Raw genomic sequence first — 21224 nt, forward strand, 5'->3', positions numbered from 1 at the left:
CGCTACCAAAATAGTTGGTTGTCCAACTACTTCTGATCCTTGCGTGATACAACCGTTGGCATCTTTAACCATCCAAGTATAGGTACCGGCCGCTAGACCTGCATATACTTTTGGAGAAGTTTGAGCCACATAACCTGCGCCATTGAAGTTTACCATATAAGGAGCTGTTCCGCCTGAGAATGTTACCGTAACTGAACCATCAGATCCACCGTTACATTTCAAATCAGCATGAGCGTCTGTCGCCAACAAAATAGTTGGTTGAGTTATGGTAACTGTTCCTTTCAACACGCAATTATTGGAATCTTTTACCGCCCATAAATAGCTTCCAGCAGCTAGTCCGCTGAATACATTCGATGCTTGGTACGTTGTGCCGTCATTGGCAGAATACATCAACGTTCCTGTTCCTCCTGAAGCGGTAATGGTAATCGAACCGTCGGTTCCGCCATTACATTTAGGACTAACTAGTGTTGCTGATGATACTACTATTGCCGGTGGCTGACCAACAATTACAGATCCGGTTGTTAAACATCCGTTTGAACTTGTAACTGTATACTGATAAGTTCCTGCTAAAACATTAGTAAGATCTTCAGTGCTTGCCGTAAAATTATTTGGACCGGTCCATGAGAAAGTATAGGGAGCAGTGCCTCCTGTTACAGTAATATTAACTGAACCAAATCCACCATTACATACTGGATTAGTAGCAACTGCAACGGCTTTTGGATTAGAATCTACTTTGAATTGAATAGGAGCTCCTGGGAAATCTTTCAATTCAGATTGTTGTGAATTTCCAGAAGATCTAGTTCTAATAAATAAAGTACTGAGTGAAAAGCAAGGATCTTTTGCAGCTGCGAACACTTGACTGAGATTGATAGCACCCTCTGCCCATTGATTCACACCATAATCACCTCCAACGCCGGTACCATTGGGATCGCTGCCATATACATCAAAGGGTACATGGGTCGGCGAGGTATTATTAGTGATAAAAATTCTGCCTAAAAACTCTGAGTTAGGATGAATTACATATTCATAACCACCTCCAGCTTTAGCTGTCCATACTCTAATTACTGCATTTGCATCACCGCCACCATTGGTAAACTCAATCGTAATCAGAATGTCACCAACTGTGCGACCGCCTTCGGTTCCCAAAGTAGTAAAACTTCCACTACCTCCAGTTATATTTCCAGCAGCGTCAGTCGTTGCACCAGTTATGGTCAATGATTTCTGTAAAAATTCAAAATCAATATAACTACTACCGGTCGTAACCTGACGGTCGCCGGCAAACAAACACCATAAATCCGTTGCTAATCCACCCAAAGCCGGATCACCATAACTAAAATGAGCACCAGCATTTTCGATTTCATTTTTGTTTGGTGAATTCCCTGGACCCCAGGTATAAGTATTGGGATTGTCATTAATTTTATTGGACATAGTAAAAATGCTCAAATCATTTTCATACCTATCCTGCAGGAAAAAAGTTTGGCCAGGATAAAGTAGTTCCCCTGTAAATGGGTTAATCACACCATGACCATTAATGTCAGGGTGCTGCGAATCAAACAAGTCGCCTACATTTTCATATCCGGCCGGAGAATGAGCATAAGCATCGCCATCAACTCCCGAACCGCTCTTAGGGGATATCACAGGTACTATACCTCTAATGGACCCCTGTGCATTAGCACTAATGCCGGTCATTAAAATTGTCACCAATAAAAGTGACATTGTAAGCCATTGGTGCCCATAAAGGCACCATAATCTCGATAGATAATCGCTATAATTTCTCTTATTAAATTTTATAAAATTTAATTTAGAAATAGTGTTTTTCGTTAAAAAGCAACATATTATTTTGTTGTATAAGAAATCGAAAAACTTAAAAATTGTATTCTTTTTCATAATAATAGTATTTTAACACCATAGATTTGATTTAATAGGAAGTTCAAGGATTAAGGGCGAAGACATCTCTTCAGATAAAAATCATGAAGTCAACCATCATCAAAAGAATATTTTTATCAGGACAATAAAAATATCTTTATCATTTACCAAAATCGATTTGTAAAAATGGATTAGATTAATTTCAAAACGATTCAATTAAACAGATAAAAAGGTTGTTACTGGAATAATACACATCGGGGAAATGCGACTTACCGTTACTGAGTCATCTTCAATAAAAAAGGTATTGAAGTCAACGTTCAAACACAGGAAATATTAAATGTGGGGAACAAAAATCTATTTCCTAATAGAATCCTAAAGCCATAAAAAAAAACGAATTAACTTTTTCTTACATAAAACTAATCATAAAATAAAAAGATAAAAAAAAAGCTACAGCAAAATCGACAAAATGCTTATTTAGCCGATAATTAACATCGTAAAGTAAGAAAATAAATATGCAAATAAAAATAATTTTATTTATAAATAATTGATTAACAGCTTCTTACGTGTTAAAAATGACTATTAAAATTAAGAATCATTTTCTTACTTCAATTACTATTTTTTAATTGAATACAAAGAAAAAACCTTCCATTTCTGAAAGGTTTTTTTAAATATTTTAAAAAAATAATAAGCGATTCACCCACTTTCTGCCGGGCAAAAAAGTCGTTATTTAATTACATATTTCTTCTATATTGACCACCCACTTCAAACAACGCCGAAGTAATTTGTCCCAAAGAACAAACCTTAGTTGCTTCCATCAAATGTTCAAATAAATTTTCGTTTTTAATAGCTGCTTCCTGAAGTGCATTTAAATGCTCATTTACCAAATCCTGATTGGACTGGTGTAAATGGTTCAACATATCGATTTGGTATTGCTTTTCTTCTTCGGTGGCACGAATAACTTCGGCTGGAATCACCGTTGGAGAACCTTTGGAACTCAAGAATGTATTCACACCAATGATGGGGAATTCACCTGTATGTTTCAGGGTTTCATAATACAAGCTTTCTTCCTGAATTTTTGATCGTTGGTACATGGTTTCCATAGCACCAAGCACCCCGCCACGTTCGGTTATTCTGTCGAATTCCTGTAAAACTGCAGCTTCTACCAAGTCTGTTAATTCTTCAATTATGAAAGCTCCTTGAATTGGGTTTTCGTTTTTGGCAAGACCTAATTCTTTATTGATAATCAACTGAATTGCCATCGCACGACGCACCGACTCTTCTGTTGGTGTGGTAATTGCTTCATCATACGCATTAGTATGCAATGAATTACAATTATCATAAATGGCATACAAAGCTTGCAAAGTAGTACGAATATCATTGAAATCAATTTCTTGTGCGTGAAGTGAACGTCCAGAAGTCTGAATGTGGTATTTCAACATTTGAGCGCGTTCGTTAGCTCCGTATTTGTTTTTCATGGCTTTTGCCCAAATTTTACGTGCTACACGACCAATAACTGCATATTCAGGATCTACTCCATTCGAAAAGAAGAACGATAAATTTGGTCCAAAATCATTGATATTCATCCCACGACTCAAATAATATTCCACATACGTGAAACCATTTGATAGTGTGAAAGCTAATTGTGTGATCGGATTTGCTCCTGCTTCGGCAATGTGATATCCTGAAATAGAAACCGAATAAAAGTTTCTTACATTCTTAGTAATGAAATATTCTTGTACGTCACCCATTAATCGCAAAGCAAATTCAGTTGAGAAAATACAGGTGTTTTGCGCCTGATCTTCTTTAAGAATATCTGCTTGAACCGTTCCACGAACTTGAGACAAGGTTCTTGCTTTGATATCATTATATACTTCCAAAGGTAAAACCTGATCTCCGGTAACGCCCAAAAGCATCAATCCTAAACCGTTATTTCCTTCCGGTAAATCCCCTTGATAATGCGGTCTTTCAACTCCTTTTGCTGCATATATTTTGTTGACTTTTGCTTCAACTTCTTTCTCAAGACCATTTTCTTTGATGTAAAACTCACATTGTTGGTCAATAGCCGCATTCATGAAAAAGCCTAATAACATTGGTGCTGGTCCATTAATAGTCATACTCACCGAAGTCATCGCATGAACCAAATCGAAACCAGAATATAGCTTTTTAGCATCATCCAAACAACAAATGGAAACTCCGGCATTACCAATTTTCCCATAAATATCCGGACGTACATGCGGATCGTTTCCGTACAAAGTTACGCTGTCAAAAGCCGTAGATAATCGTTTTGCAGGCAATCCTGCACTCACATAATGAAAACGTTTATTAGTTCTTTCCGGTCCACCTTCTCCAGCAAACATACGAGAAGGATCTTCCCCTTCACGTTTGAAAGGATACAATCCTGCAGTAAATGGAAATTCTCCAGGAACATTTTCCTGCAGACACCAACGTAAAATATCACCCCAAGCTTTATACTTTGGCAATGCAATTTTCGGGATTTGAGAATGTGAAAGCGACTCTGTATGCGTTGCCATTTTGATTTCTCGATCACGAACTTTGAAGGTATAAACCGGATTTTTGTACTTATTTACTTTTTCGTTCCAAGTCAAAATGATTTCCCAATTGTACGGATCTAAGTCCATTTTTACTTTATCAAACTGATTCAGTAAAAGATTTAGGAAAATTTTATTTTCAGCAACTCCTTGTTTTTCTGTTTCTAAAGCCGTTGGCAAAACCGAATCATCATCGATTCCCGTTTTGTTTATGACTGGGAATTTGCCAGAAACACTTTCAAGTGTTTTAAAAATCCCGTATAATTTTTGCGCAACTTGTTCCTGACTAACCGCTGTAACATCATATTTTCTGTTGCTTTCTGCAATTTCAGATAAATAACGGGTTCTGTGTGGCGGAATTACGAAAATCTTCTCGCTCATTTCACGAGTGATTTTGAAAGTTGATTTCAAATCAGAATTCGTTTTCTCATGGACTTTATCCATAATCGCTTTGTAAAGCGTATTCATTCCCGGGTCGTTAAACTGCGAAGCAATGGTCCCGAAAACCGGAAGTGTATCTAAATTAGCATCCCAAAGATTATGATTGCGTTGGTATTGTTTTTTCACGTCTCTTAACGCATCAAGAGAACCGCGTTTGTCAAATTTGTTTATTGCTACCAAGTCAGCAAAATCAAGCATGTCGATTTTTTCCAATTGCGTTGCAGCACCAAATTCAGGTGTCATTACATATAAGGACACATCAGAATGGTCCATGATTTCCGTATCAGATTGCCCAATTCCAGAAGTTTCCAGAATAATGATGTCATAATTTGCCGCTTTGATTACTTGGATAGCTTCGGCTACATATTTAGACAAAGCCAAATTAGATTGACGTGTTGCCAAAGAGCGCATATAAACACGAGGATTATTGATGGCGTTCATACGGATTCTATCTCCTAAAAGTGCACCACCTGTTTTTCGTTTTGATGGATCTACAGATATTAATCCGATAGTTTTTTCTGGAAAGTCGATAAGGAAACGACGTACTAATTCATCTACCAGAGATGATTTTCCTGCTCCACCCGTCCCAGTAATTCCTAAAACCGGCGTTTTACAATCGGCATTTTTTTTATGAATTGCATCTAAAGTTGCAGCCGCTACATCAGGAAAATTCTCAGCAGAAGAGATTATTCTGGCAATTGCTTTTGGATTTTTTTCTTCCAAATGATTAATTTCATCAGTCAATTTATCTCCAATAGCGTAATCAGATTGTTGTACTAAATCATTTATCATTCCTTGCAATCCCATGGCACGCCCATCATCTGGTGCATAAATTCTGGTGATTCCATAAGCCTGTAATTCTGCTATTTCAGAAGGTAGGATCACTCCTCCTCCTCCTCCAAATATTTTGATTTGCCCGGCTCCTTTTTCTTGAAGCAGGTCGTACATATATTTGAAATATTCGTTGTGACCTCCTTGATACGATGTTATTGCAATGGCATTGGCATCTTCTTGAATCGCAGTATTGACTACTTCCTCCACGCTACGGTCATGACCCAAATGAATCACCTCAACACCAGTAGATTGAATAATTCTACGCATGATGTTGATTGCTGCATCGTGACCATCAAAAAGGGCTGCTGCGGTTACAATTCTTACTTTATTAACAGGGATATACGGTTTTACGGGTTCCATTTTATGAATATGATAATTTAAGTGTGCAATTTACGATTTTATTTTAAAAATTATTTAATGTCAGTCATAGTTGTTGATAAATAAGCAAGGATTTTGTTATTTAGCCCCGATTGAGCCGATATCCTCGCAGTGAAACGAAGAGATAAAGGCGAAAGCGGGACAACTGTTCCTTAATAAATCCTAAAATTTGTGCTCCTAAAAATAATTGTGGCTTTGTTTTTGAATAAGTAGTATTTTTACACAAGTCGCATGGCAAACAGACGAATTAAATCTATAAAAACAATTTAAGATGAAAAAAATTTTAATTTTAATAGTGGCGGTGTCTCTTTCCAGTTGTGCCGAAATGCAACAGGTTCTGAATCAATTACCACAAACGCAGGGAATCGGAGGGGTTGATATTGCCGGAGGATTAAAGGAAGCATTGAACAATGGAATTTCAAAGCAAGTTACTAAATTGACGGCTACCGATGGTTTTTACAGAAATGAAGCCGTAAAAATTTTATTGCCGGAGGAATTAAGAAAAGTAGATACCGGTTTGAGAAGAATTGGTTTGAGTTCATTGGCTGATGAAGGGTTGAAAGTGTTGAATCGTGCTGCCGAAGACGCGGTGAAGGAAGCAACTCCAATATTTGTTGATGCCGTTAGAAACATGACTTTTATGGATGCCAAATCGATTTTGATGGGAAATGAAAGTTCGGCGACTACTTATTTACAAAACAGTACTTCGACGGCTTTATACGGAAAATTCAATCCGGTGATTAAAAATTCATTTACTAAAGTGGGCGCAGATAAAGTTTGGGCAAACATTATAACTAAATACAACAGTATTCCATTAATCAACAAAGTAAATCCTGATTTAACTGATTACGTAACGAATCAAGCGTTGAATGGCGTTTTTAAAATGGTTGCGGTCGAAGAAAAAAACATTAGAACAAATATCGCTTCAAGAACTTCTATTTTATTGCAAAAAGTTTTTGCGATGCAGGACAAAAACTAGTCTAAAGAAACCCCTTTTTTAGAACATTAAATACCCTAATTAGGTTTTTTTATAAAAAAATATAAGATTAGTTTTGAGAATAAACTTTTGAACTTTACAAATTCAGCCCACTAACAAAATAAAAATGCAAAAGATTACCATACTCATACATTGCGAAGATCAAAAGGCGATTATTGCCTCTGTAACCAGCTACATTGCTTCAATTGAAGGAAACATTATTTATTTAGACCAACACGTTGATGCCGATGAAAATGTATTTTTCATGCGATTGGAATGTGAATTCAGTTCTCAAAATTGGGATATGGAGGTTATAAAAAAAGACTTTCAAACTAATTTAGCGACTCCGTTTAATATGTCTTGGGAAATCTATACGCAAGAGCACAAACCTAAGATGGCGTTATTTGTATCTAAATATGATCACTGTTTGTATGACATTTTAGGACGATATAGCGCCGGTGAATTGCCACTTGAAATTCCCTTAATCATTAGTAATCACGAAGATTTAAGATCCGTTGCGGAACGTTTTGATATTCCGTTTCATTATGTTCCTTTTACTAAAGAAATTAAAACGGAAGGCGAGCAACAACAGATGGAATTATTGAAAGAATATGCTATCGACTTTATTGTTTTGGCGCGCTATATGCAAATAATAACGCCCAATTTGATTGCACTTTACAAGAACCAAATCATCAATATTCATCATTCTTTTTTACCTGCGTTTCCTGGCGCGAAGCCCTATCATTCGGCTTTTAAACGTGGCGTTAAGATTATTGGGGCAACCAGCCACTATGTTACGGAAGGATTAGATGAAGGACCTATTATTGAGCAGGATATTTCAAGAGTTACTCACAGTCATTCCATAGACGATTTTATTATGAAAGGACGCGATCTGGAACGTTCTGTTTTGGCGAGAGCTGTAAAATTGCATGCAGAACGAAAAACGATGGTGTATAATAACAAAACGGTGGTGTTTTCTTAGGATCCCCACTCCTATTTAAAAAAGATCCCTTTTAACTACAATGTGAACACAACTTTACACTCTGTTTTTTTAAGTTGACATTTAAAAAATTAAACACGAATTTCACTAATTTGCACGAATTAATTCCTGCAAATTAGTGAAATTCGTGTTTACTATCCTATCAGTTTTTGTATCTCAAGTGAGCATTTATTTTAACTTAAACTTTCAATTTCCCTCGTTTTCCCCTTATTGTCAAATAGTACTTTTGTCCAGAATGATTTTGCTTTTTTATACGTTGGATACCAATCTCTGTTTTCTTCCACAAGGATGAAAAGTCCAGTATCCGTTCCTAAAACAATGAATTTATCTAGTTTAGGCTGCTTTGGAAATATCGAAAGATTATACTTTTTACAAAATTCATCACTTAACTGCGAAACATTTTTGGTAACCAAACCAATTTCACTAATGGATAAAACAGACGAACCATCAAACGGTTTCTCCGATGCATTATCTAGATCATACCTAGCAATGAATTCTAAGATATTTCCATTATTATCATAAAAGTAGAAGGACTTTGCATTCCAATTATAGAAGTTTGCAATTTTATCTGGCGGAATTACATCCAAAATCTCGGTCTTATTTTCTATCCAAAGAAACGACTCTATCAATTTGTTGTTTGGAATATCAAAAGCAAAATGATATATCGGCTCTATATTTTCCGAAGTCCTAAATGTCAGTTTTGTGGAACCAGCTATAAAAGAAATACCCGAATTGGTTTTCGAAATAGTCTTTAACCCAATAACAGCATTGTAAAACAACTCGGTTTCATTGATATCATCTGTTAACAATTCAAATTCGAGAATATTCATCCTGTATTATTTGAAAATTTTAATTTTTCTAACAAATCAACCTCAACTTCTAATCCTGCAGCGATTACTGCTACGATTCGATTATCATAAACAGTTGTAGAATTGACAATTTTATGTTTTGAAAAAAATCAAAAAATTGCGTTTTACACATCAACTAAACCACTTTGGACTTGAAGTCCATAGATTTGGTTTGGCAGACTTAAAGTCTGCAAGGTTAAAGCTTTTTAATATGCCACAGATTAACAAGATTCACACAGATTAATCAGTGATAATCCATTTAATCTGTGGCCACACATTTTTTAGAAGCTAAAGCGAAATGCACTAAAGTGCATAGTTTTAACTATTGCTGTGACCAATAAAAAAATAGGAAACTAAAGATACAATTTTTAAAGGCACCTAATCTACTATAAAACAATTACTTAGAAAAATCATAAAACTTAACTTATATACAACAAAGTAATAACATAATCTTAACAGCAAAATATTCATATATTACTGATCTTTGCAGAGTAATAAACTGGTTATTTATTATTTTGGTTTTGGTTAGTTAAAGAATTGCTTGCATCTATAGGATGCAGGCATTTTTTATTTGGTAGTATTTATAAAAGAAAGCACAGCATCATTGAAAGCAATAGGCTGCTCCACGTTTACCACATGTCCACATTTTTCGATCACAAAGAGTTTTGAAGATCTATAATGCTTTTCCACTACTTTACGGACTGAAGGTAAAAACATATAATCCTCTTCTCCCATAACATAGAGCGTTGGGATATTTAATTCCACTTGGCGAAACCATCTTAACACCGGATTTATTTCAGCAGTAAGTTTAAACCACTTTATAAATTCTTTTTGGTATAACTTTTTGGCCTCGTTGATAAAAAGTATTCGCGATTGCTTGTGGCTCTTTTTAGGCATAATCACAAAAGCAAAAAATTCATATAAAACCAGATATGGCAATACATATTTGAACATATTCCCCAATCGCATTAAAACCTGCGATCGGAAATTCATTTTTAAGATTGCACCACCAAGTATCATACTTTGTACTCGTTCTGGATACATTTCTGCTAATTGTCTGATTAGAATTGTTCCTAATGAAATCCCTACAAAATGAGACTTTTCGATTTTAAGATGATCTAAAACTTCCAGAATATCATTGGCAAGAGCCGAAAATGTATATTTCTGTTTGAAAGCAGTTTTCAAGGTCGGTTTTGATTCGCCATGTCCTCGTAAATCCAACAAAAGTACATTATAGTGTTTTTGAAAATCCCGAATTTGTTTAAACCAGATGGAAGAACTTCCACCAGCGCCATGAACAAAAGTTACCCACTGCTCGCTATTTTCGTTCTTGTAAATGGTGTAATTGATCACTTGTTTTTATTGCAAAAATATGACATTAATTTTAAATTCAATTCTTAACAAATAATATTGCGGAATTATTATTTACAAAACGTAAATTTGCAAAAAATTACACCCATGATAGGATTATTGAAAGAGAAAAATGAAATAGAAAAGCTTAAAAAAGAATACCAAATACTTGCTGATCAAAATTTTAATATTGAAAAAACGCCTACAAAAAACATAGTTACCGCAGAAGAATTAGTCCTTGAGGAATGCGAATTATAATTTTAAATGTAATCTCTTAAAATACTCAAACGCTTTCAGCAACCTGCTTCCGTACCAGGAAAACATCTCACCGTCTACAAATACCGTTTTTGCATGGTGCGTATGTCGCCCAATCTCAAAAGCATCTTCTTCCTTGAAGGGATAAGGCTCCGAAGACAGAAAAACCAAATCCGGGTCGCCCTCTAAACGCATTTTTTTGAGTTCGATTTCCGGGTAACGCCCTTTATTGTCATAAATATTCTGAAAGTGGTTCAGTTTCAGTAATTCATTAATGAAATTATCTGAACCAGCGACCATAAAAGGATTTTTCCAAATAAAATAAGCCGCTTTTTTAACTGGTTTATCTTTGATGAAGTTTTTAAAATCGCTCAAGGCAAAAGCCAATTTATCGTTCCATTTCTGAGCTTCAGTCCTGCAATTGAAAAGTTGACCGAAATCAGAAATCATTTGGAAATTATCTTCAATGGTGATGATATTCGTTACCCAAACCGGACAAATTTTACTTAATTCCTCAACAATTTCTTGTGTATTCTCCTCTTTGTTGCAAATGATAATATCCGGTTGCAACAATCTAATTTTTTCAAAATGCACTTTCTTGGTTCCCCCAACAATTTTCTTGGTAGATTTCAAATGATACGGATGCACACAGAATTTGGTAATTCCAATAATGCGAGCTTCCAAACCTAAATCATACAACAATTCCGTTTGCGATGGAACCAGTGAAATAATTCGCTTGGGCGAAGTTTCAAAAGAATGGGAAGTTCCGAGTTGATCGATTAACGTTTTTTGTTTCAAAAGAGATATGTTTAAATTGTTTAAAGTTTAAAAGTTTAACTGCAATGGTAGCATCAGTTTTCACAAGGAGTACAAAGCTTTTTAACCATTTAGGCATTAAGAAAAAATAAAATTAATGATTTTATTTTTTTATTCACAATCCAAAAAACTTTAAACCTTAAACCTTAAACTATTACAGATTAAACTTTAAACTCATAATCCCTTCCATTTCCTGTTGCATTTTAAACGCTTCTTCTCTTGCTTTTTCAACAAAATCAGTTCCGTTTGAAGCATAAATAATTCCACGAGAAGAATTAATCAGCAATCCTACATTGGCATTCATACCGTATTTACAAACTTCAGCCAGATTTCCGCCTTGTGCGCCCACTCCAGGAACAAGCAAGAAACTATCAGGGACAATTTTACGAATTTCAGTAAAGTATTCCGCTTTTGTAGCCCCTACAACATACATCAAATTTTCACTGTTTCTCCAAGTTTTAGACGTTTCTAATATTTGTTTGTACAATTCTTTTCCTCCCGAAGCGTCGGGAACGTTTAACGTCTGGAAATCAAAAGCACCTTCGTTTGAAGTTAAGGCCAACATAATGGTATGTTTATTTTCGAAAGCAAGAAAAGGCTCTACTGAATCTTTTCCCATATAAGGAGCAACAGTAACACTGTCAAAATTCAAATCTTCAAAAAAAGCTTTGGCATACATGGACGAAGTATTTCCTATATCACCTCGCTTTGCATCAGCAATCGTAAAGATATCCGGATATTTTTCATTGATATAATTGATTGTTTTTTGCAACGACATCCATCCTTTTATTCCGTATGCCTCATAAAAAGCAGTATTAGGTTTGTAGGAAACCACCAAATCATGAGTGGCATCGATTATGGCTTTATTGAATTCAAAAATAGGATCTTCCAGTTCTAATAAATGCTGCGGAATTTTTTTCGAATCAACATCTAATCCTACGCATAGGAATGATTTCTTAATTCTAATTTGGTCAATAAGTTGTTGTGTAGTCATTGTTATTTTTGTAGTTGTCGGGCAAAATTACAAACATAGAATCAATATTGGCTAAAATGCTGTTATAAAAATGTAAAATTTCATAACAATTAAAAAAAACATAAATAATAAATTTACGGCTACGCTTTTTTTACAGAGCTGATTAGGAATGAAATCACCTACAAATACAAAATTCAATAATGTGCCAAGTCAACAAAAAATCATTCAATCATTTATTTCATAAATTTATTTCATAAATTTATTAAAAAATCAGGCAAGCTAATATGAAAGTATATTTAAAGTACAATTATCCGCAATTAACTAAAAAAATCATTGAAGATAAATTATCCGAATTGGGATATAAATTTAAGATTGTTGGTTTTGGTGAGTTCAATTTTTTAGAAAAAGTACCTAATGAAAAACTCGTAGAACTAACAGAATATTTTCAAGAATATGGAATTGAAATCGTTGAAAACCAAAAGAGTGTATTGGTTCAAAAAATAAAAGATACCATAGTAGAAATGGTGACCAGCGACACGCCTCCGAATGTAAAAAGCTCCGTATACATAGCCGAAAAATTAAATCTAAGCTACGTGTATCTATCTGGTGTTTTCTCTGAAGTCACCTACACCTCAATTGAAAATTACATTATAATTCAAAAAATTGAATTAGCAAAACACCTGATCATCAACACCAATATGAATTTGACGGAGATTTCGATACAATTAAATTACTCCAGCGTAGCGCATCTAAGCACGCAGTTCAAAAACAATACAGGAATGACACCATCAGCGTTTCAGAGGATTATATTAAAAAGAAAAGAATTTACAAATAAAAACAATAGCTAATCCTATATAACATGACAGAAGACTACATAAACATCTGCTTGGCTGATGATGACCAGGATGACCGACTATTTTTTACCGATGCTTTTGATGAATTGAAAATAAAAACAAAGGTAAGCACATTTAATGATGGTGCAGAATTGATGAATTACCTCAATAATGCAGATTCAATTTTACCGAACGTTTTATTTTTAGACTTAAATATGCCGAAAAAGAACGGCGTAGAATGTTTGTCGGAAATCAAAAGAAATGAAAAATTCAATGATATAGCCATAGCCATATACTCGACCTCCTCTTCAGAAGAACATATTGAAGAAACATTTATAAATGGAGCCAATATTTACATTAAAAAACCAAATGATTTTGAGACTTTAAAAAAAATACTTTCAGAAGTAGTGACCATAAACTGGCAATACCATACCTCTGGATTAAATAAAGATAATTTTTTAATGAGAATGTAAAATGAAAGAAAATCAACTTCATAATTCAACCTTATTATTAAAAATAATTTTTATTATATCAGTAGCTGTTATATTCTTTATTGGCGGTATAACTTTTAAGCATATTACGGTTTTAAAAAAAACCTCAGCGTGGGTTAGTAATAGCCATGAAGTGAATGAGGAACTTGAGCGGTTGATTTCGCACATTAAAGATGCCGAAACTGGACAAATAGGTTACATTTTAACCAGAGATAAAAGTTTCCTTGTACCTTACTTAAAATCAAAGGATTTAGTTAAAAACTCTTATAAGAAAGTTTCGAAACTAACTATTCATAGCAGAACACAACAGGCCAACCTAAAAAATTTATTGTTTTACATCAATAAAAGACAAAACTACCTCTCAAAAACATTATATCTAACAGAACAAGAAAATTATGATAAAACACTATTAAGAAACAATTTAATCATTGGTAAAAATGCAATGGATTCTATTCGGGTGAAAATAGAAGGCATGATGATTGCACAAAAAAATCTTTTGAAAAACAGGCAAAACGACTATGAATCAACCATGAATTATACCCCTTTGCTCATTTATTTAACCCTAATCGTAACCTTAATTTTAATCACGATTGCTTTTATTAAAATGAATCGGGATTTAGTTACCCTGAAAAAGACAATTTACACTTTATCTGTAGCTAATGAAGCCAATAATCTTGCAGAAATTGTAGGTGGTTTTGGAAGCTGGCAATTTAATTTAGAAACTAACGAGTACACTTTCTCTGATAATGAATATCGATTATTGGGATGTGAACCGCAGTCTTTTAAAGCAAGCATTGAGGAATTTTCCAAATTTGTTCATCCTGATGATTTACAATATGTAATTGATAACGAAAAAAACATCCCCATCAATTCCACCTTACCGGCATTTACTTATAGAGTTATCAGAAAAGATGGGGAAATACGATATTTTAGAGCTCTGGGAAGAGTCGTTACAATTACTTCTGGTGGAAGAACCCATATCGGAACCACAAGTGATGTTACGGAAGAAGTGCATGCTAAAAATTATATCGAAGATCGAAACAGAGAATTGGAAAATAACAATAAAGAATTAACTGCTTTTAATTACATTGCCAGTCATGATTTGCAAGAACCGCTGCGAAAAATCGAAACTTTTCTTTCTAGATTAGTAACTAAAGATTACGATAACTTATCCAAATCCGGGCAACAATATGTTTCCAGTATTCAATCCTCAGCAAACCGAATGCGAATTCTTATTGAAGATCTATTACAATTTTCAAGAACAAATAAAAACGAGAAGAATTTTGAAGAGGCAAATTTGAATGTTTTACTTGAAAAATCAAAACACGAACTGACTCAAATTATAGATGAGAAAAAAGCAATAATAGAAAGTACTGAACTGCCAACTCTTAAAGTAATTCCGTTCCAGATTCAGCAGTTGTTTATTAATTTAATAGGTAATTCTTTGAAATACAGCAAAGAGAGCATTACGCCAATAATCAAAATAAATTGCTCGACAATTATTGCTACTGATGAAGAATTATTGCCACAAAACAATCATAGATATTACAAAATTGTTTTTGAAGATAATGGTATTGGTTTTGAGCAAGAATATGCAAAAAAGATTTTTATCCTCTTTAATAGACTTCACAACAAAAACGAGTATGAAGGTACTGGAATTGGACTTGCTATTTGCAAAAAAATAGTCGAAAACCATAACGGTTTTATCTTCGCACAAGGAGTCTTGAACGAAGGCGCAATTTTTAGCATTTATCTTCGTGCTGACTAATTATTATTATTTGTCATAGCATTTTTAGATACGCTTACAAATCATATTATATTCGCTGCGATAATTGATTCCTCCACTATTTAACAGCGAATTACTAACCTCCAAATTACTTTTTTTTCAAAATCCACCATATCTTCAAGAGGTATAAATAGTGTTCCGCCTGCAGGTTCGCGATCTTTAATGTATGCTCTTTAATCTCAATTTTGCGACAGAATAGTATAAAAGTGATTCCTGGTTAAACAAGCTATTGAATACCTAAACCACCTATTCATCTTCGTAAATACTGGATTGTGAAACAGCAAAAATTCACTAAGAAAAAAAACACAACCTGTCAATTACGGCCATCATTTCAAACAATACCATTGAATTGTGTAATAAAATTTGAAATTGATGTAACAGCGATTTACGATGAGCTTTGCATCTTTGTAAAAATAAAATAACAAACTAAACTTAAATTTAATGAACGAACAGCTCCTTTATTAGCTGTATGAGAACAAATATAATTCAATCAAAAAAATAGCGTACTGAATATTTACGCAACCTTAAAATTTTAATTATTAACTACAAAATATTTACATCATGCAAAATTTACTGTACATAGTCGCAGTCGTATTAGTAATACTCTGGGCTTTAGGATTCTTCGTTTATAGCGTGGGCAGTATCATTCACATATTATTAGTAATAGCAGTTATTGCCATTTTATTAAGGGTAATAAGAGGATAAAGAATTTAATTTTTAAAAAACAATAATTATGAAAAATAGCAATTTAGTATTAGGACTTCTTGGGGGTATTGCAGCAGGAACTGTTTTGGGAATTTTATTCGCTCCTGCAAAAGGTAGCGAAACCAGAAAAATAATCGCTGACAAAGGTTCAGAACTCAATGACAACCTAAAAGACTCCGTTTGCAAATTATCTGATAAAATTACTCAAACTATCAGTGAACTTAAAAATGATTCCCAAAAATGGATGGGAAATACGAAAAATATACAGGAAGAAGAAAGAGCAAATTTAGAAAACTTAAAAGACATCAATAAAGCAGTGATTTTAGGATAGTAAGCCGTTACAAAAACGGTTTGAAAATAAGTTCCAAAAATCACTTATTTCAAGAAAATTAGTAATTAAAACACCATCACATGAAAAATACTATCAATCTAAAAACAGTAATTACTGCAATAGTATTAGGAGTTGCAACAACAAGCGCACAGGAAGTAAAGAATTACGATCAGGGATTTCGTCTTGGATTTGGATTAAACGGAGGACTTCCGCTTAATGATCCGTATGATTTCAATTTAGGTGCCGATGCCAGATTACAATACAACCTTTCACAAAGATACTCGTTGACACTTACTACAGGATTCAGCAATATGTTTGTATCAGGCGACAACAATGATCTTGGTTATATTCCTGCAAAGGCAGGTTTCAAAGCTTTCGTACTGAAAGACCAATTGATTTAATGGGAGAAGTAGTGGCTGCATTTGCCGTAACAAACGGATATAATCAAACCTCTTTACTATTGAGCCCAGCTATACGATATGCAAATGAGAACTTTGATATCAGTTTAAGATACGAGCATTTCAACGACTTTCCTGTAATTAAAAATGATGTTGCTAAAGATGGTTTAGGACAAGTATCACTGCGATTGGCTTACGGATTCAAATTATAATACAGCAATAATGAAATATTCAATACCACTATTAGGGCTTTTTTTAATAACAATACCTTTCGCTTCTTGTACAAGTGAACGAGAAAAAACAGCCCAAATAGTAACAGATAATTATGTACATTTTGTTGATTCAATTGTAAATCTAAATACTGATTCTGCTCGAGCAAATTGGAATAGAATTGACAAGGATTTTGAGAAAAAAATGAGTCAACTCAACATTGAAATTGACAAACTAGAGGACAGTCGTGACTTTGACGCCAAAATTGATTCGGCGACAGCTAAATACGAAACTTTCAAAATTTCAGTTATTTTACAAAAAATTCAGGCTTCACGTTATTAGAAAGCAGTAACTTACTACATGGATAGTTTTAGTGTATCCAAAAAGCGCAGCGAAAATTATTTCGCTGCGCTTTTTATTTTAAGAACCGCCAGTTTCATTAGCCTTCGCGAGAAAATAGGCTGACTTGAAAAACGATTACTCATCAAAAGTGCTTGATATCCAAATCAATAAGCGTTAATTATATAAGAAAAACAAAAATTTATATAACAAATAAAATCCAGAGCTGTCTCATCTTTGCAGTATAAATCTAACAAATTAAAAAATAAAAACCATGAAAAACTTTATCTTATCAGCTGCATTAATTGCAACGACAATAATTTCTGCACACACAAAAGAGAAAACAGAAGCTACTACAATTTCAAAACAAAAAAGAATTGAAATTATCAAGAAAACAGACAAAACGGTTTATTTCTGGGAAATAAATACTGCAAGTGGTTATGCAAGTGGTTACACGATTTCACAAGCTCAAGCTAAAAAAACCGTAAAATTAATGGCTGCAAATGACTTCGTAAGCTATAAAATTATTGAAGCCTATAGATAGTCTTTAAACTAAATATAGGCTTCAATAGCTTATTTTTATAAAAATACATTCCTTTCAAGGTTCGTCCTGTACTTTTAAATCAACGTACTTTTTTAATGATTGAATTCTTTTTTGAATTACATTAAGCTCGGAAATAAGTTCTGTTTGTAAAATTACATCCAGAAAACCGATCTCTTTAGCTATTTCAATTTGAGTCTCTAATTCAAATGCCGAACCTAAACTTAGCTGTAAAAATCGTGAAAAATCCTTTTGAGAAGTTCTGGAACAACCTTCGGCTATGTTCGAAGGAATTGAAACTGCACATCTGTTAATTTGAGAAACCAATCCGAATTTTTCTTCGCTCGGGAAAGAAGCAGTAATAATGTAAATTTGTTTAACAAATAAAACAGAGCTTTGCCAGACTTCTAAATCCCTAAAGTTTCTCATATATTTTAGTTTTACTAAAACCTAAAACCCAACACCCAACACCTATTTTAAAATACTTCGCTTGCTTCTTTAAGTTTCTCCATGTTGTTGACTAACGCTAGCTCGTCAACAATTTTCTGAATGTCGCCATTCATTATATTTCCTAAATCGTATAATGTCAAACCTACACGGTGATCCGTTACACGACCTTGTGCGTAATTGTAGGTACGAATCTTAGCAGAACGGTCTCCAGAACTTACTTGAGAAGTACGTGTTGTAGCATCTTCCGCTTGTTTTTTGGCTAATTCCTGCTCGTATAAACGGGAACGCAAAACCCCAAAAGCTTTATCTTTATTCTTGTGTTGCGATTTCTGATCCTGACATTGCGCCACTAATCCTGTAGGAATGTGCGTCAAACGAACCGCTGATTTGGTTGTATTTACCGATTGTCCACCTGGTCCTGAAGAACAGAAAAAATCTACACGTACATCATTCATATCAATCTGTACATCAAATTCCTCTGCTTCCGGCAATACCATAACAGTAGCTGCTGATGTGTGAACACGTCCTTGCGTTTCCGTTTGTGGTACCCGTTGCACACGGTGAACACCCGCTTCAAACTTCAAGGTTCCATAAACATCCTCTCCGGTAACTTCAAAAATCACCTCTTTAAATCCACCTGAAGTTCCTTCATTCATATCCACAACAGAAGTTCTCCAGCCTCTGTTTTCACAATATTTAGTGTACATACGGAATAAATCCCCTGCAAAAATACTCGCTTCATCCCCACCCGTTCCGGCACGAATTTCCACCATAACATTTTTAGCATCTTCGGGATCTTTAGGAATCAACATAAACTTGATTTCTTCCTCCAGTTCCGGTAATCTTTCTTTTGCTTCTTCCAGTTGCATTTTGGCCATTTCGGTCATATCTGCATCACTGTTATCTGCTATTATTTCGGTTGCTTCTTCAATATTTGCCATGATCAGCACGTATTCATCGCGCTTTTCAGCCAAAGCTTTCAAAGTTTTATACTCTTGATTCAATTGCACATAACGCTTCTGATCTGAGATCACATCCGGCTGAATAATCAAATCCGAAATCTCATCGAAACGTTGTTTTACTATTTGAAGTCTATCTAACATATTCTTAGTCCTTTATTTGGAGTGCAAAAATACGAAAAAAGTATTCAGTTTGCAAGGTTCCCATTTGAGATTGTCATTGCGAACAATGAGGAACGAATTGTGTGGCAATCAGGAGCTATTTCCTGCTATTCGCTGTATCTTTTTCTGGTCTCGTTTTTCTAACGAGACCAGAAAAAGGATGCCGCTTTTATCAGGGCTATGTCATTTGTGTAAAAAAACAACATTTACGGTTTTCCGTAAAATTGCTGAAGCAAAAGGAAGTAGTTTTGAGCAAACTATTTTTATCAGTTTTTTCGGTATTAATTTATATATTTGAAAATAAATAAACACTGCCGTTTATCAGACAAGCGACCCAACATTCAAGTTGTACTTCATTTTAACTGAACGATACAAATTCTAAAAAACAAAACTATAAAAAATATGTTTGACTTAAATTTAGATCAACAACTAAAAATGGATAGATGTCCACATTGTAGCGTATCAAAACCAAATATTGTATTGAAAACAAATTTTGAAACCGAGTCTTATGACAAAGAACATAAACGAATTTGGGGAATATATGTTTGTAATAATTGTGGAGGAGTGATTAGTGCAGGAGGTTATAGTTGGACAAATGGAGTAAATGAATTATATCCATCAAATAGAATTGTAGACAGTTCAATTCCAACTAAAGCTCGAGCATTTTTGCACCAAGCAAATGAAACTATTCATTCGCCTTCAGGTTCAATTATGCTTTCAGCTAGTGCAATTGACGCAATGTTAAAAGTTAAAGGATATAAAGAAGGTAGTTTATATAAAAGAATTGAAAAAGCAGTAGAAGATCATTTAATAACTGTAGAAATTGCGAAGTGGGCACATCAGGTAAGACTTGGTGCAAACGATGAAAGACATGCGGACGAAGATGCGGAATTACCGACATTTAAAGATGCGGAAAAATTAATAGATTTCACAACAGCATTAGCTCAATTTTTATTTGTATTACCGGCAAGAATTGAAAAAGGAATTAAGGAAAGTGATGAAATTAATTTAAAAAAAACGGACTCATAATAGATACTATTACTAAAACAAAAATAAACATGCAACTATGAAAAAATCATTGAAATTACTTTTTTTTGGAATCATTATTTCTCAATCTATTAGAGGACAAGTAATCCCTGAGTTACCGACTAACGAAAGTGGTAAGTTAAATTATAATGATATAGTTAAAACTGACAGTATAGTTAAACAAGAATTATACTCCAACGCGAAACTTTTTTTTGCGAATAAGTTTAAATCTACAAATGATGTTATTCAGTTGGATGATAAAGAAAGTACTGTAGTTGTTGGTAAAGGATATAATGACATTTCTATTAAATCTAAAGTATCCTCATTTAAAACTCAATTATGGTTTACTATCAAGATTCAATGTAAGGATGGCAGGTATAAATATGAAATTTATGATTTATATTTTAAAAGCTATCCTATTGGCAATTACCCTTCTACAGTAACTAATGCAGAAGAAATATTTGATATTCATTACTTTGATAAAGTTGTTAAATTGAATGAAAAGCAAATGACAGCCATGAAAGAACAAGTGGAGCTTTACAAGGCGGAAATGATAGCATGTGTAAATGGACTTATTGGTTCAATTAAAATAGATATGTCAAATAGGAATAAAAACGATTGGTAAAATACATATAAATTCATTAGAGCCATCAGCAAGGAGGTTGTTCTATTATTGTGTGTAAGAGCAAGATGCTTACAATAGAATT

22 protein-coding genes are annotated in these 21224 nt (G+C 34.0%); 14 read left to right on the top strand and 8 right to left on the bottom strand.

All coding sequences use genetic code 11. From position 1 onward, the window contains the following. The coding region (locus tag ACFX5F_RS06060; protein ID WP_379850895.1) for a SprB repeat-containing protein at positions 1-1716 on the bottom strand (1716 nt) is incomplete at its 3' end. Between the two features lie 881 nt (positions 1717-2597). Then, on the bottom strand, positions 2598-6050 hold the full coding sequence (locus ACFX5F_RS06065; RefSeq protein WP_379850897.1) for a methylmalonyl-CoA mutase family protein: 3453 nt from the start codon (positions 6048-6050) through the stop codon (positions 2598-2600). 289 nt (positions 6051-6339) lie between these two features. On the opposite strand from ACFX5F_RS06065, the gene ACFX5F_RS06070 reads away from it, so the two are divergent. Together ACFX5F_RS06070 and purU are read left to right on the top strand one after the other, a co-directional pair. Beyond that, the gene (locus ACFX5F_RS06070) at positions 6340-7047 is read left to right on the top strand and encodes a DUF4197 domain-containing protein (protein ID WP_379850899.1); all 708 of its coding nucleotides are present in this window, start codon (positions 6340-6342) and stop codon (positions 7045-7047) included. A 124-nt stretch (positions 7048-7171) separates the two neighbouring features. After that, complete coding sequence (gene purU, locus ACFX5F_RS06075) at positions 7172-8026, top strand: formyltetrahydrofolate deformylase (RefSeq protein ID WP_379850901.1); 855 nt, start codon at positions 7172-7174, stop codon at positions 8024-8026. Between the two features lie 191 nt (positions 8027-8217). On the opposite strand, the gene ACFX5F_RS06080 is transcribed toward purU, so the two are convergent. Together ACFX5F_RS06080 and ACFX5F_RS06085 are read right to left on the bottom strand one after the other, a co-directional pair. Next, positions 8218-8874: a VOC family protein gene (locus ACFX5F_RS06080; RefSeq protein ID WP_379850903.1), complete on the bottom strand. Its 657-nt coding sequence runs from the start codon at positions 8872-8874 to the stop codon at positions 8218-8220. Between the two features lie 585 nt (positions 8875-9459). Beyond that, positions 9460-10245 carry an alpha/beta fold hydrolase gene (locus ACFX5F_RS06085; RefSeq protein ID WP_379850905.1) on the bottom strand — a complete coding sequence of 262 codons (786 nt, stop codon included), beginning with the start codon at positions 10243-10245 and terminating at the stop codon, positions 9460-9462. Between the two features lie 105 nt (positions 10246-10350). Between ACFX5F_RS06085 and ACFX5F_RS06090 the strand changes: the two genes are divergently transcribed. Next, the gene (locus tag ACFX5F_RS06090; RefSeq protein ID WP_379850907.1) at positions 10351-10500 is read left to right on the top strand and encodes a hypothetical protein; all 150 of its coding nucleotides are present in this window, start codon (positions 10351-10353) and stop codon (positions 10498-10500) included. Here the strand turns inward: ACFX5F_RS06090 and ACFX5F_RS06095 are convergent. Both ACFX5F_RS06095 and pyrF read right to left on the bottom strand, forming a co-directional pair. Then, complete coding sequence (locus ACFX5F_RS06095; protein WP_379850909.1) at positions 10495-11295, bottom strand: ABC transporter substrate-binding protein; 801 nt, start codon at positions 11293-11295, stop codon at positions 10495-10497. The two genes, ACFX5F_RS06090 and ACFX5F_RS06095, sit on opposite strands and share 6 nt — an antisense overlap. Positions 11296-11467: 172 nt before the next feature. Continuing rightward, complete coding sequence (gene pyrF / locus ACFX5F_RS06100; RefSeq protein WP_379850911.1) at positions 11468-12307, bottom strand: orotidine-5'-phosphate decarboxylase; 840 nt, start codon at positions 12305-12307, stop codon at positions 11468-11470. A gap of 263 nt (positions 12308-12570) precedes the next feature. Here pyrF and ACFX5F_RS06105 point away from each other — a divergent pair, with 263 nt between their 5' ends. The 9 genes from ACFX5F_RS06105 (at position 12571) to ACFX5F_RS06145 (ending at position 17923) form a co-directional block, all read left to right on the top strand. After that, on the top strand, positions 12571-13134 hold the full coding sequence (locus ACFX5F_RS06105) for a helix-turn-helix domain-containing protein (protein ID WP_379850913.1): 564 nt from the start codon (positions 12571-12573) through the stop codon (positions 13132-13134). Between the two features lie 11 nt (positions 13135-13145). Then, complete coding sequence (locus ACFX5F_RS06110; RefSeq protein WP_379850915.1) at positions 13146-13592, top strand: response regulator; 447 nt, start codon at positions 13146-13148, stop codon at positions 13590-13592. 1 nt (position 13593) lies between these two features. Continuing rightward, on the top strand, positions 13594-15378 hold the full coding sequence (locus ACFX5F_RS06115) for a CHASE3 domain-containing protein (RefSeq protein WP_379850917.1): 1785 nt from the start codon (positions 13594-13596) through the stop codon (positions 15376-15378). Positions 15379-15957: 579 nt separating this feature from the next. Then, on the top strand, positions 15958-16101 hold the full coding sequence (locus tag ACFX5F_RS06120; RefSeq protein WP_139259973.1) for a lmo0937 family membrane protein: 144 nt from the start codon (positions 15958-15960) through the stop codon (positions 16099-16101). Positions 16102-16129: 28 nt separating this feature from the next. After that, positions 16130-16432, top strand: coding sequence for a YtxH domain-containing protein (locus tag ACFX5F_RS06125; protein WP_379850920.1), 303 nt, complete (start codon positions 16130-16132; stop codon positions 16430-16432). Positions 16433-16512: 80 nt separating this feature from the next. Then, positions 16513-16833 carry a hypothetical protein gene (locus ACFX5F_RS06130; RefSeq protein WP_379850922.1) on the top strand — a complete coding sequence of 107 codons (321 nt, stop codon included), beginning with the start codon at positions 16513-16515 and terminating at the stop codon, positions 16831-16833. Next, positions 16833-17042 carry a hypothetical protein gene (locus tag ACFX5F_RS06135; RefSeq protein WP_379850924.1) on the top strand — a complete coding sequence of 70 codons (210 nt, stop codon included), beginning with the start codon at positions 16833-16835 and terminating at the stop codon, positions 17040-17042. The genes ACFX5F_RS06130 and ACFX5F_RS06135 overlap by 1 nt, the downstream gene beginning before the upstream one ends. A gap of 10 nt (positions 17043-17052) precedes the next feature. Then, positions 17053-17382 carry a hypothetical protein gene (locus ACFX5F_RS06140; protein WP_379850926.1) on the top strand — a complete coding sequence of 110 codons (330 nt, stop codon included), beginning with the start codon at positions 17053-17055 and terminating at the stop codon, positions 17380-17382. Positions 17383-17653: 271 nt separating this feature from the next. Then, positions 17654-17923: a hypothetical protein gene (locus ACFX5F_RS06145; RefSeq protein ID WP_379850928.1), complete on the top strand. Its 270-nt coding sequence runs from the start codon at positions 17654-17656 to the stop codon at positions 17921-17923. Between the two features lie 54 nt (positions 17924-17977). Here ACFX5F_RS06145 and ACFX5F_RS06150 read toward each other — a convergent pair whose 3' ends face one another. Further along, positions 17978-18349: a four helix bundle protein gene (locus ACFX5F_RS06150; RefSeq protein WP_379850930.1), complete on the bottom strand. Its 372-nt coding sequence runs from the start codon at positions 18347-18349 to the stop codon at positions 17978-17980. A gap of 47 nt (positions 18350-18396) precedes the next feature. Next, a complete protein-coding gene (prfA, locus tag ACFX5F_RS06155) occupies positions 18397-19473 on the bottom strand; it encodes a peptide chain release factor 1 (protein WP_379850932.1) in 1077 nt (358 codons plus the stop codon). Between the two features lie 420 nt (positions 19474-19893). Between prfA and ACFX5F_RS06160 the strand changes: the two genes are divergently transcribed. Together ACFX5F_RS06160 and ACFX5F_RS06165 are read left to right on the top strand one after the other, a co-directional pair. After that, positions 19894-20520 carry a DUF4145 domain-containing protein gene (locus tag ACFX5F_RS06160; RefSeq protein ID WP_379850934.1) on the top strand — a complete coding sequence of 209 codons (627 nt, stop codon included), beginning with the start codon at positions 19894-19896 and terminating at the stop codon, positions 20518-20520. A 37-nt stretch (positions 20521-20557) separates the two neighbouring features. Then, positions 20558-21142 carry a DUF4468 domain-containing protein gene (locus tag ACFX5F_RS06165; protein ID WP_379850936.1) on the top strand — a complete coding sequence of 195 codons (585 nt, stop codon included), beginning with the start codon at positions 20558-20560 and terminating at the stop codon, positions 21140-21142. Positions 21143-21224 lie beyond the last annotated feature (82 nt).

Source organism: Flavobacterium zhoui (genome assembly GCF_042787235.1).
Taxonomy (GTDB): Bacteria; Bacteroidota; Bacteroidia; order Flavobacteriales; family Flavobacteriaceae; genus Flavobacterium; species Flavobacterium zhoui.